At 62.0% G+C, this 12,708-nt stretch carries 10 protein-coding genes; 4 read left to right on the plus strand and 6 right to left on the minus strand.

The genetic code is table 11. The features are described from left to right. The first annotated feature begins 205 nt into the window (after window positions 1–205). Window positions 206–2,167 (plus strand): choline transporter BetT, encoded by a 1,962-nt coding sequence (betT, locus tag J5M57_RS19295; protein WP_169842759.1) that lies wholly within the window; start codon window positions 206–208, stop codon window positions 2,165–2,167. 23 nt (window positions 2,168–2,190) lie between these two features. Here betT and J5M57_RS19300 read toward each other — a convergent pair whose 3' ends face one another. Next, window positions 2,191–2,451 carry a hypothetical protein gene (locus J5M57_RS19300; protein ID WP_207849383.1) on the minus strand — a complete coding sequence of 87 codons (261 nt, stop codon included), beginning with the start codon at window positions 2,449–2,451 and terminating at the stop codon, window positions 2,191–2,193. Between the two features lie 189 nt (window positions 2,452–2,640). Further along, entirely contained in the window at window positions 2,641–3,681 is a 1,041-nt protein-coding gene (locus tag J5M57_RS19305; protein ID WP_207849384.1) for a LacI family DNA-binding transcriptional regulator, read from the minus strand. Between the two features lie 205 nt (window positions 3,682–3,886). Here J5M57_RS19305 and J5M57_RS19310 point away from each other — a divergent pair, with 205 nt between their 5' ends. The 3 genes from J5M57_RS19310 to mgrA all read left to right on the plus strand — a co-directional run bounded on the left by J5M57_RS19310 (window position 3,887) and on the right by mgrA (window position 8,662). Continuing rightward, window positions 3,887–6,112 carry a TonB-dependent receptor gene (locus J5M57_RS19310; RefSeq protein WP_169842677.1) on the plus strand — a complete coding sequence of 742 codons (2,226 nt, stop codon included), beginning with the start codon at window positions 3,887–3,889 and terminating at the stop codon, window positions 6,110–6,112. A 1-nt stretch (window position 6,113) separates the two neighbouring features. Next, complete coding sequence (locus tag J5M57_RS19315) at window positions 6,114–7,433, plus strand: LLM class flavin-dependent oxidoreductase (RefSeq protein ID WP_207849385.1); 1,320 nt, start codon at window positions 6,114–6,116, stop codon at window positions 7,431–7,433. A 191-nt stretch (window positions 7,434–7,624) separates the two neighbouring features. Next, window positions 7,625–8,662 carry an L-glyceraldehyde 3-phosphate reductase gene (mgrA, locus tag J5M57_RS19320; RefSeq protein ID WP_007917913.1) on the plus strand — a complete coding sequence of 346 codons (1,038 nt, stop codon included), beginning with the start codon at window positions 7,625–7,627 and terminating at the stop codon, window positions 8,660–8,662. A 209-nt stretch (window positions 8,663–8,871) separates the two neighbouring features. On the opposite strand, the gene tauD is transcribed toward mgrA, so the two are convergent. The 4 genes from tauD to tauA form a co-directional block, all read right to left on the minus strand. After that, window positions 8,872–9,714, minus strand: coding sequence for a taurine dioxygenase (tauD, locus tag J5M57_RS19325; protein WP_207849386.1), 843 nt, complete (start codon window positions 9,712–9,714; stop codon window positions 8,872–8,874). A 142-nt stretch (window positions 9,715–9,856) separates the two neighbouring features. Next, complete coding sequence (gene tauC, locus J5M57_RS19330) at window positions 9,857–10,690, minus strand: taurine ABC transporter permease TauC (RefSeq protein WP_083367330.1); 834 nt, start codon at window positions 10,688–10,690, stop codon at window positions 9,857–9,859. Further along, on the minus strand, window positions 10,687–11,481 hold the full coding sequence (tauB, locus tag J5M57_RS19335; protein WP_207849387.1) for a taurine ABC transporter ATP-binding subunit: 795 nt from the start codon (window positions 11,479–11,481) through the stop codon (window positions 10,687–10,689). Before tauB ends, tauC begins: the two co-directional genes overlap by 4 nt. A 16-nt stretch (window positions 11,482–11,497) precedes the next feature. Continuing rightward, a complete protein-coding gene (gene tauA, locus J5M57_RS19340) occupies window positions 11,498–12,475 on the minus strand; it encodes a taurine ABC transporter substrate-binding protein (protein ID WP_064585480.1) in 978 nt (325 codons plus the stop codon). Between the last annotated feature and the right edge of the window lie 233 nt (window positions 12,476–12,708).

A 12,708-nucleotide genomic window follows, 5' to 3' on the forward strand; every position in this document is an offset into this window, starting at 1 on the left:
AAGCTACCGCTTGGCCGTGCGATTAGTCCTTGGCGCCCTATCCATGTTTAACTTGAACGTTCATTCAAGTTAAACCGGTGGTTCGCTGCCCGCTCACAACAGGAGGCTTGCCTTTGCTGAGTCCGATCATTTCAGCCACGTTTCAACCCCTCGAGGTGCATGCTTCATGAGTGCATCTTCTACCCCCGCCAGCGGCCTGGTTCGCATGAATCCGCCGGTGTTCTACTTCGCCGCGACGGTCATTCTGCTGTTTGGTCTGGTTGTCATTGCCATGCCGGAGCAGGCAGGAGCCTGGTTGCTGGCTGCACAAAACTGGGCGGCCAATACGGTCGGCTGGTACTACATGCTTGCGATGACGCTGTATCTGGTCTTCGTGGTGGTCACCGCGTTATCGGGCTACGGCAAGATAAAACTCGGTGCCGACCACGACGAACCCGAATTCAGTTACCTGTCCTGGGCCGGCATGCTGTTCGCCGCCGGGATCAGCATCACGCTGTTTTTCTTCTGCGTGTCCGAACCGCTGACCCACATGCTGCAACCGCCGCAAGGCGAGGCCGGCACCGCTGATGCGGCGCGCCAGGCGATGCAGATCCTGTTTCTGCACTGGGGCCTGCACGGCTGGGGCGTGTTTGCCTTCGTTGGCATGGCGCTCGCGTATTTCGCCTATCGGCATAACCTGCCGTTGGCGTTGCGCTCGGCGCTGTACCCGCTGATCGGCAAACGCATCAACGGCCCCATCGGTTATGCGGTGGACGGCTTCGGCATCATCGCCACGGTGTTCGGTCTCGGCGCCGACATGGGCTTCGGTGTGCTGCACCTCAACTCCGGTCTGGACTACCTGTTCGGCATCGCCCATACCCAGTGGATTCAGGTCGGCCTGATCACACTGATGATGGGCGCGGCGATCATCGTCGCCGTGTCGGGGGTGGACAAGGGCGTGCGGGTGATGTCCGACATCAACATGCTGCTGGCCTGTGCGCTGCTGCTGTTCGTGTTGTTCGCCGGCCCGACCCAGCACCTGCTCAACACCCTGATCCAGAACCTCGGCGACTACCTCGGCGCCTTGCCGATGAAGAGTTTCGACCTCTACGCCTACGACAAGCCAAGCGACTGGCTCGGCGGCTGGACCGTGTTCTACTGGGCCTGGTGGATTGCATGGTCGCCGTTCGTGGGCCTGTTCATCGCACGGATTTCCCGTGGCCGCACCATCCGTGAATTCGTCTTCGGCGTGTTGCTGATTCCGCTCGGTTTCACCCTGGCGTGGATGTCGATCTTCGGCAACAGCGCCATCGATCAGGTGCTCAATCACGGCATGTCGGCACTGGGCATGTCGGCCCTCGACAATCCGTCGATGAGCCTTTATCTGCTGCTGGAAACCTACCCCTGGAGCAAGACCGTCATCGCCGTGACGGTGTTCATCAGCTTCGTGTTCTTCGTCACCTCGGCCGACTCCGGCACCGTGGTGCTCTCGACCCTCTCGGCCAAGGGCGGCAACCCGGACGAAGACGGGCCGAAGTGGCTGCGAGTGTTCTGGGGCGCGATGACTGCGCTGGTGACCAGTGCGCTGCTGTTCTCCGGCAGTATCGATGCGCTGAAGTCGGCAGTCGTGCTGACCTCGCTGCCGTTCTCGCTGATCCTGTTGCTGATGATGTGGGGCCTGCACAAGGCGTTCTATCTGGAGTCGCAGAAACAGATCGCGCAACTGCATTCGCTGGCGCCGGTCTCCGGCTCACGCCGCGGCACGGGTGGCTGGCGTCAGCGCCTGAGTCAGGCGGTGCACTTCCCGTCGCGCGACGAGGTGTACCGCTTCATGGACACCACGGTGCGCCCGGCGATCGAAGAGGTGACGGCAGTGTTCGTCGAGAAGGGCTTGAACGTGGTCACGCAGCCGGATCCGGCGCACGACAACATCAGCCTGGAAATCGGTCACGGCGAGCAGCATCCGTTCATCTACCAGGTGCAGATGCGCGGCTACTTCACGCCGTCGTTTGCCCGTGGCGGCATGGGTTCCAAGCAACTCAACAACCGTCGCTACTACCGCGCTGAAGTGCACTTGAGCGAGGGCAGTCAGGACTACGATCTGGTCGGCTATACCAAAGAGCAGATCATCAACGACATCCTCGACCAGTACGAACGCCACATGCAGTTCCTGCATCTGGTGCGTTGACCGGCGGCTGGGCGTCGAGACGTTTACGACTCGGCGCTCAGCACCATGAACAACACCATCGCAGCCATCGGCACCCCGAACACCGCACTGCCCACCGCAATTTCCGACCCCAGCGGCTGCCCGGCATGCACCACCCCCACCGCGCCATTGATCACCGTCAACGCCAGCCACAGCACGGTGAAGCTGTAGGCCATGGTCTGTCGGCTGAAGCCGATGCGCTCCCCGATGTAGAGCATCAGGGCGAGCAAGACCAGGCCGAAGAAGATGATGATGGCGGTGTGCATGGCGGGTTCTGCCTGGTGGTTATGTATTGCCTGCAAGACCGCAATCGCGAGCAGGCTCACTCCTACAGTGGATCGCGGTTGCCCACACATCCCATGGTCAACCTCATTTCTTGTAGGGGTGAGCCTGCTCGCGATAGGGCCAGCTCGGTGTCCTTTAGAGCATAGCCAAACCCGCCAACCCCGTATCCCTCAGGTGCTTTCGCGCTCGATCACTTGGCACTGCAGCAGATTCAGCCGTTGCACATCCTCTTCGATGGGCAGCACCCCAAGGTTTTCCAATACCCGCGTTGCCGCCAGCACGCCAATCTCCAGTGCCGGCGGTTTGATCGTGCTCAGGCTCGGCAATAGCATCTCGGCGAACGGGTAATCGCCGAAGCCGAGCACGGCGCAGTCTTCGGGGATCTTGAGGCCGGCGCGTTGCCCGGCCAGCAGGCCGCCGGCGGCGAGGTTGTCGTTGGCGAAGACGATGGCGTCGGGGCGCGGTGAGGCGTTCATCAGCGCTTCCATCGCTTGCTTGCCGGCCTCGAACGGCGCGCGGTCGGCGTCGGGGGCGAACACCCACGGCTTTAGCCCGAACTCGCGCACGGTGGCGGCGTAACCATCGCGGCGTTCCAGTGCACTGAGGTCGCCGGGGGCGCTGTTCTGCACGAAAGCGATGCGGCGATAGCCTTTGGCATGCAGATATCGTGCAGCGGTCACGCCGACCTCGTAATGCGAAAAACCGATCTGCATCGGCTCGCGATCCGGCTGGTAATCCCAGGTTTCGATCACCGGAATATCCGCTTCGGCGATCATCTTTTCCGTGCCGGCGCTGTGGAAGTGGCTGGTCAGCACCAGCGCTGCCGGCGACCAGCCGAGGAACGCCCGCACGGCGTTTTCTTCCTGTTCAGTGCTGAAGTAACTCGACGCCAGCAACAACTGATAACCGTGGCGGCTGAGGGTGTCACTGAAGCCCTGAATGGTGTTGGCAAAGATCGGCCCGGAGATGTTCGGGATCACCATGCCGACGATTTTGCCTCGCGCCGAAGCCAATCCGCCGGCCACCAGGTTTGGCACATAACCCAACTCGGCGACTACCGCCGCAATCCGCTCGCGGCGCTCGGGGGAGACCGACTCCGGTTGATTGAAGTAGCGCGACACGGTGATCGCCGACACGCCGGCCTGGCGAGCCACCGCATTCAGGGTCACGCGTCCGGCGCCACGGCGCTTGCGGGGCTTTTCCTGGCTCAAGTGTCGATCCTTCTTAAAAACCAAAACGCATATAAAAGTAATTTTTCAGTATTGGACGCTCTATGTGCGGCTTGCCAATACTGGCGATGTTAGCGCTAACAAGGCGCGTTGTCTGCTACTCGCTCGAGCGAATGCCCAAGACACCGATTCAGGCGCTGTCGTCGCAGAACGACAGCGGTTCAGGGCCAATTTCGAGCGGGCAAACATGCACAACATTCCTGGGGCGACACACAAACTGGCGCAATCGATTCGCGCTGCTGGCTGGATTTTTACCGGGCTGGCGGCGTTGCCGCTGCCCAATGCTTTTGCCGCTGACAGCAGCGAACAAGAGCCGACACTCAAGTCCGTCACGGTCACCGCTACCCGCCGCGAAGAGTCGCTACAAAAGGTCCCGGTGGCAGTCTCGGTGATCGACGGCGAACAGCTGGAGCGCGACAACCGCAACGGCGTGGCGAGCATCGTCCAGCAAGTGCCGTCGCTGAATTTCCGCACCGGCGCTTCGAACAAGGACACCTCGTTGTTCGTGCGGGGTGTCGGTACGATTTCCACCTCACCCGGCGTCGAGCCAACGGTGGCCACGGTGATCGACGGCGTGGTCTATGCGCGTCCCGGCCAATCCACCCTCGACCTGCTGGATCTGGAGCGCGTCGAAGTGCTGCGTGGCCCGCAGGGCACCTTGTTCGGCAAGAACGCCTCGGCCGGTGTGCTCAACATCACCAGCAAGGCGCCAACCAACGAGACCCACGGCTACATCGACCAGTCGTACTACAGCGGCAACGAAAGCCGCACCCGCTTCGGCATTGGCGGCAGCCTGATCCCGGACACACTCAAGGGCTCGATCAGCACCCTGTTCGGCAGTTACGACGGCAATGTCGATAACCAATACAACGGGCAGGAGGTCAACGGCTACAACCATCGCGGCGTGCGCGGCAAACTCGAATTCACCCCGAATGACGACGTCACGTTCACCCTGATCGCCGACTACATGCAGTCCCACGACGACGGCCCTAACGGCGTGGTCAGCAAGTCGCTGACCCCGGCCTTTGCCAACGCGCTGAGTCCCGTCTCTGCCAGCAGCCACAACCGCGACATCAACACCGATACCCGAAGCCATGTCGAAGACACCAACAAGGGCCTTTCCGGCCAGCTCGACTGGCAATTGGGCGATTACACCCTGACGTCGATCACTGCGTGGCGCGGCTGGGACAACACCCAGTATCAGGACGGCGATCGCCTGAGCACGATCACCGCCGCGTTCCCCGGCACCGCCGACAAGGGCGATCTGGCCTTCGATCAATACTCGCAGGAGCTGCGTCTGGCCTCGCCGAAGGGCGAATTCCTCGAATACGTCGGCGGCCTGTTCTACATGCATGGCAAGGATGACGAGACCTATCAGCGCACACTGACCACCACCACGCGCACCGACCGAGGCGTTGCCGACTACAGCACCACCAGCGACAGCTACGCCGCATTCGGCGAGGCCACGCTGAACTTCACTTCCGATTTCCGCGGCATCGCCGGGCTGCGCTACACCCACGATGATCTGGAATACGATCACCGCCGCGTCTCCACCTCGGCAACCACGGTCAGCGGCATTCAACCGGCGACCAGCAGCTCCGGTTCGGTGGACGAGGACGGCTGGTCCGGTCGCCTCGGCGTGCAGTACGACCTGAGCGATGCGGTCACTACGTATCTGACCTACTCGCGCGGCTACAAAGGTCCGGCCTACAACGTGTTCTTCAATATGCAGCCGCGTGACACCGAAGCGCTGAAACCGGAAACCTCGAACACCTGGGAGGCGGGGATCAAAGCCACGAGCTGGAACAACCGGCTGACCACCAACCTCGCGGTGTTCCACAGCGATTACGATAACTATCAGGCGAACTTTTTCGACACCGTCGCCGGGCAAGTGGTGACGCGTCTGATCAACGCTGGCAGCGTCAGCACCGAAGGCGTCGAACTCGATTACGCCTTGCAGGCGACCCAGCAACTGAAGTTTTCCGGGGCACTGGCCTACACCCGCGCACGCATCGATCAATTCAGTTGTCCGGCGGGCGCTGCAGCCTCGTGCAACGTCAATGGCAAACCGCTGCCGTTCAGCCCGGACTGGAAAAGCTACGTGCGCGCCGACTACACCATCCCTCTGGAAAACGGTCTGGATATCGAACTCGGCACCGACTACAGCTGGCAGAGCGAAGTGCAGTACGACATCAGCCAGAACGCCGACACCAAGCAGGGCGCCTACGGCATCTGGAACGCCAGCGTCGCGCTGGCTGATTACACCAATGGCTGGCGCGTGGCGTTGCTGGGCAAGAACCTCGCCGACAAGTCCTACTCGCCTCTGCTCGCCAGCGGCGGCAACTACATCTACCGCGCCGTGCCACGGGATGACGAGCGCTACTTCGGCGTGCAACTGCGCAAGGATTTCTGAGATGAGCAGACAGCTGAAACTCGGCGCGTTTCTCATGGCCACCGGGCACCACGTCGCCGCGTGGCGGCACCCGGATGTGCCGGCCAACGCCGGTCTGGATTTCGCGCATTACAAGCGGCTGGCGCAGATTGCCGAGGCGGCCAGATTCGACACGTTGTTCGTGGCCGACAGCGTCGCCGCGCCAACCCAGGAGATTGCCAGCCGCATGGCGCGCTCCGATCACTTCGAACCGCTGACCTTGCTTTCGGCATTGAGCGCGGTGACCGAACACATCGGCCTGATCGCCACCGCTACCACCAGCTATAACGAGCCGTATCACGTAGCGCGTAAATTCGCCTCGCTTGATCACCTGTCGGGTGGGCGCGCGGGGTGGAACCTGGTGACCTCGGACAACGCCGCCGAAGCGCTGAATTTCGGTCGTGACGAACACATCGGCCACGCCGAACGCTACAGCCGCGCCCGCGAGTTTCATCAGGTGGTCACCGGGCTTTGGGACAGTTGGGAGGACGATGCCTTTGTGCGCGACAAGGCCAGCGGCGCGTATTACGACCCTTCGAAGCTGCACGTGCTGGATCATGTCGGCGAGCACTTCCGGGTCAAAGGCCCGCTGAACGTGGCGCGTTCGCCGCAGGGGCAACCGGTGATCGTGCAGGCCGGCTCGTCCGAAACCGGGCGGGAGCTGGCGGCGCAGTCGGCCGAAGTGGTGTTCACCGCGCAACCTTCGCTGGCCGGCGCGCAGGCGTTTTACGCCGACCTCAAGGGCCGCCTGGCGAAGTACGGGCGCAGTGCCGATTCGCTGAAAATCATGCCGGGGGTCTTTGTCGTCGTCGGGCAAACGGAAGCTGAAGCGCAGGAAAAATGTGAAACGTTTCAGCAATTGGTCGAACCGGAGGTTGGCGTCGCCTTGCTTGGGCGTATGCTGGGCAACTTCGACTTGTCGAAGTACCCGCTGGACGGGCCACTGCCCGAGTTGCCGCTGACCGACAGCGGCCAGCAGAGTCGACAAAAACTGCTGACCGAACTGGCCGGCCGCGAGCATCTGACGCTGGCCGAACTGGGCCGCAAGATCGCCGGTGGGCGAGGGCATTACAGCCTGGTCGGCACGGCGGCGCAGATTGCTGACCGCTTGCAGGAATGGTTCGAGCAGGGCGCGGCGGATGGCTTCAACGTGCTGGTGCCGCACCTGCCGGGCGGGCTGGAAGACTTTGCCCATGGCGTGGTTCCGGAACTGCAGCGGCGTGGGCTGTTCAGAACCGAGTATGAGGGCCGGACATTGCGCGAGAACCTGGGCCTGGCCCGGCCCATAAACAAATTTGTGTAGATCGCTTTTGTGGCGAGGGAGCTTGCTCCCGCAGGTCTGCGAAGCAGACCCAAAACCTGCCATCGCATTCAGACAGGCATGGCGCGCTGGATGGGTTTGCGGTTGCTGCGCAACCGAGCGGGAGCAAGCTCCCTCGCCACAGGGTTGGGATTCACCCTCAATTTGCTGTCAATCAAACAAGAGAGGATTCGATGACTTACACCGCTGCCGAAAACCGCTACGACTCCATCCCTTACCGCCGCGTCGGCCGCAGCGGTCTGGTGCTGCCGGCGCTGTCGCTGGGCCTGTGGCACAACTTCGGCGACAGCACGCCGATCGACACCCAGCGCGCCTTGCTGCGCACCGCGTTCGACCTGGGGATCAACCACTTTGACCTGGCCAACAACTACGGCCCGCCGTACGGCAGCGCCGAGATCAATTTCGGACGCTTGCTGCGCGAAGACTTCAAGCAGTACCGCGACGAGTTGATCATCTCCAGCAAGGCCGGTTGGGACATGTGGCCCGGTCCTTATGGCCAGGGCGGCGGCTCGCGTAAATACGTGCTCGCCAGCCTCGACCAGAGCCTGCAGCGCCTCGGTCTGGACTATGTGGATATCTTCTATTCGCACCGCTTCGACCCGGACACCCCGCTGGAAGAAACCGCCAGCGCCCTCGCCACCGCCGTGCAACAGGGCAAGGCCTTGTACATCGGCATCTCGTCGTACTCCGGGGTGAAAACCCGTGAGATCGCCGCCCTGCTCAAAGAGTGGAAAGTGCCGCTGCTGATTCATCAGCCGGCGTACAACCTGCTCAATCGCTGGGTGGAAAAAGACCTGCTCGACACCACCGACGAACTCGGCACCGGGGTCATCGCTTTCACCCCGCTGGCGCAAGGTCTGCTGACCGACAAATACCTCAACGGCGTGCCGGCGGATGCGCGGGTCAATCGTCCGGGCGGTGGTTCGCTGCAGGCTTCGCACTTGTCCGAAGCGAACATCGCGCATGTGCGCGCGTTGAACGAGATCGCCAAGCGTCGCGGCCAGAGCCTGGCGCAACTGGCGCTGGCCTGGACCCTGCGTGATCCTCGGGTGACCTCGGCACTGATCGGCGCGAGCCGGCCGGAACAGATCATCGAGAACGTCGGGGCGTTGAAGAATTTGAGCTTCAGTGCTGAGGAACTGGCGGAGATCGACCGGTTTGCCCAGGAGGGCGGGATCAATCTTTGGGAGAAGCCTTCGACGGCGGAGTGATGAAGATTGGGTTGGGTCAGCAAGATCCAACCCCCTCACCCCAGCCCTCTCCCCCAAGGGGGCGAGGGGAAAGGGAGCCGATCTTCACGCTTTTCAAAACTTAAGTTCAACCAGATATTTCAGGTCGATGTAGTTGGTACAAACACCTCGGTCAGTCCCCTCTCCCTCTGGGAGAGGGTTAGGGTGAGGGGCTTTTGCTTTTAAAAGGGCTAGCGGAAGAAAGGCACATCCCCCAACACCGTCGCCCGCTGCATCACCCGCCGTGCCGGGCGGTAATCATCCACCGCGTAATGCTGCGTCACGCGGTTATCCCAGAACGCGATGTCGTCCTGCTGCCAGCGCCAGCGAATGGTGAATTCCGGTCGCGTTGCGTGGGCGAACAGGAATTTCAGAATCGCCTCGCTTTCGGTTTCCGACAGTTCGTTGATCTTCGACGTGAAGCCTTCGTTGACGAACAGCGAGCGGCGTCCGCTCACTGGGTGGGTACGGATCACCGGGTGTGACAACGGCGGATTCTTGCGCCGTGCCTCTTCCCACTGTGCCAGGGCTTCTGGCGTGTTGCCGTAGCGCTCCAGCGGAAACGAGCGGGTGAAATCGTGAGTCGCGGTCAGCCCTTCGAGCAGGGTTTTCATCGGCGCCGACAGCGCTTCATACGCAGCAATCCCGCTGGCCCACAAGGTGTCGCCACCGAACTCTGGCAACAGCTTGGCGCTGAGAACCGCGCCCATCGCCGGGGTCGGCAGGAATGTCACGTCGGTGTGCCAGATCGCGTTGTCGCGCACGTCGGTGACGGCGGTGTCGAGGATCAGTACTTCCGGTTGTTCCGGCACGTTCGGGTAGATCGGGTGAATGTGCAGGTCGCCGAAGTACGCGGCGAAACGCGCCTGTTGTGGCGGCTCGATTGGCTGGTTGCGGAAGAACAGCACTTGATACTTGAGCAAGGCCTGCTCGATGGCGTCGCGTTGTTCCAGGTTCAACGGCTGGCTGACATCGACGCCGCTGATCTGTGCGCCGAGGGCCGAGCTTAATGGGGTGATGGTCAGGCTGCTCATGGTCTTTCTCTTCGAATTCGGGGATAGAGCTTTTGTAGGAGTGAGCCTGCTCGCGATTGCAGGCTTGCAGTCAATGCTGTGGTGAATGACACACCGCAATCGCGAGCAGGCTCACTCCTACAGGGGATTCACATCAAATATGTCAGTGCGCCTGGCCGTGCCACGGCACCAGTTTGCGCTGCAGGGCGCGCAGGCCCATTTCCATGGCGAAGGCAATCAGCGCGATTACCAGAATCCCCAGCACCACCACATCGGTGACCAGAAATTGCGCGGCCGACTGCACCATGAAGCCCAAGCCACTGGTGGCGGCGATCAGTTCGGCGGCGACCAGCGTCGACCAGCCAACCCCCAGACCAATGCGCACACCGGTGAGAATGTCCGGCAAGGCGCTCGGCAGAATCACATGGCGAATCAGTTGTGCGCGGGTCGCGCCGAGCGATTGCGCCGCGCGCAATTTCGCCGGGTCAACGGTGCGCACGCCGGTCGCGGTGGCAATCGCGATCGGGGCGAAAATCGCCAGGTAGATCAGCAGCACTTTCGACAACTCGCCGATGCCGCACCAGATCACGATCAGCGGCAGGTAGGCGAGCGGTGGGATAGGCCGGTAGAACTCGATCAGCGGATCAAGCACACCACGGGCGATGCGGTTGGCGCCGATGGCGATGCCCACCGGCACGGCGGTCAGAATCGCGAAACCGAGGCCCAGGCCAATGCGGCTCAGGCTCGCGCCCAAGTGCTGCCACAGCGTCGAATCCATGTAGCCGCTGGTCGCCAGCAGCCAGCCTTTTTGCAGCACGGCAGACGGCGGCGGCAGAAACAGCGGTTCGATCAAACCGGTGGCGGTCACCGCCCACCAGATCACCAACAAAGCGAACAAGGTCAGCAGGCTGATCCAGCGCGTGCTGAGGCGGCGGCGCACCGGGATCACCACCGAAGGGCTTTTCACCGCCGCAGCGGAAACGTCGTAACTGCTCATGCGCGCTCCTGCCGCTGAACGGCACTGCGTTGCGAGAACACTTTGCTCAGCACGTGCTCGCGGGTTTCGATAAAACGCGGGTCGGACTTGATCGCCCGCGCCGACTCACCGGCGGCGTAACGCTGCCCGAAATCCAGGTGCAGGCGCTCGACGATCTGCCCCGGATTTGGCGCGAGCAGAATCAGGTCAGTGGCGAGGAACACCGCTTCTTCGATGTCGTGGGTAATCAGGAACACCGGTTTGGCGGTGCGCTGCCAGACTTGCAGCAACAGCTCCTGCATCTGTTCGCGGGTGAACGCGTCGAGGGCGCCGAAGGGTTCGTCCATCAGCAGCACGCGCGGGTCGGCGGCGAGGGCGCGGGCCAGGCCGACGCGCTGTTTCTGGCCGCCGGAGAGCTGCCAGATGCGGCGACTTTCAAACCCTGTGAGATCAACCAGCGCGAGCATCTCGCGGGCAATCTTTTCGCGTTTGTCTTTGGCTACGCCGGCCAGTTCCAGACCGAAAGCCACGTTGGCCAACACATCCTGCCAAGGCAGCAGCGCATCGTCCTGGAACACCACGCCACGTTCGGCACTCGGGCCTTTGACCGGCACGCCATCGAGGGTGATGCGCCCGGCACTCGGTTCAACGAAACCGGCAATCAGGTTCAACAGCGAAGTCTTGCCACTGCCGGACGGGCCGAGGGCGACCAGCAACTGCTGAGGCCCGAGGGTCAGGGAAATGTCCGCCAGCACCGGTGCAGGGCTGCCGGGATACTGTGCGCTGATGCGCTCCAGCTGTAGCAAGGCCATCGCAGTTAACTCCCGATCAGTTGGTGATGTATTTGGCGCTGACGTACGGCGCGTAATCCGGCAGCACCGCTTCGACCTTGCCTTGCTCCTTGAGGAACGCGGCGGTGTCGGTGATGGCCTTGGTGGTCGGCGCGCCGAGGGTGATCACTTGATCAGCGGCCAACGGGTAGACGTTGCCTTGCAGCAGCAGCGGAATGTCGCTGGCCTTGGCGCCGGACAGTTTCACCAGTTTGTCGACATGGGACTGATCGGCGAGCCAGGCTTGCGGATCCTTGCGGTAGTCGGCGTAGGCGTCGAGGGTGACTTTGGCAAACGCAGTGACGATTTCCGGGTGCTTCTCGGCGAAGTCCTTGCGCACGATCCAGGCATCGAAAGTCGGTGCGCCGAACTTGGCCAGCTCGCCGGAAGTGATCAGCACTTTGCCGTTTTCCTTGGCGACGCCCAGCGCCGGGTCCCACACGTAAGTGGCGTCGATGTCACCACGTTTCCACGCGGCAATGATCGCTGGCGGGGCGAGGTTGAGCACGGTGACTTTCGATGGGTCGATGTTCCAGTGTTTCAGCGCCGCGAGCAGGCTGTAGTGTCCGGTGGACACGAACGGCACGGCGATTTTCTTGCCGATCAGATCCTGCGGTGTCTTGATCCCGGAACCGTCACGGGCGACCAGGGCTTCAGCGGCGCCGATCTGGGTGGCGATGAGGAAGGTTTCCACCGGGACTTTGCGGGTGATGGCTGCGGTCAGCGGGCTGGAACCGAGGTAGCCGATCTGCACGTCACCGGAGGCGATGGCGGCGATGATGTCGGCGCCGTTGTCGAATTTGCGCCAACTGATGTCGGCCTTGGTGGCTTTCTCGTAAGCGCCGTCGGCCTGGGCAACTTTCGCCGGGTCAACGGTGGTCTGGTAAGCGACGGTGAGGTCGGCGGCCTGCGCCAGAAAGCTCGCAGCAGCCAGAGAGGCCACGGCCAGCAGGCGAAGCGGGAAATTCAGTTTCATGGGGGAGTGCTCCAAATCAGGCAACCGATGATCGGCGTGAAAGGAGACTAAATGATCTAAGAAACTAAAAATAAATAACTTTTTAGACTTAGCTTATGAGCGGAAAAATCTAAGGAGGGGAGTGGATCGTTCCCACTCAGAATGTGGGAATGATCAAGATCCAGGGCACGTGGTGCTTTTGTGGCGAGGGGATTTATCCCCGATCGGCTGCGCAGCAGTCGTCAACCATCCTG

This window comes from Pseudomonas sp. 86_A, assembly GCF_017491705.1.
Lineage (GTDB): Bacteria > Pseudomonadota > Gammaproteobacteria > Pseudomonadales > Pseudomonadaceae > Aquipseudomonas > Aquipseudomonas koreensis.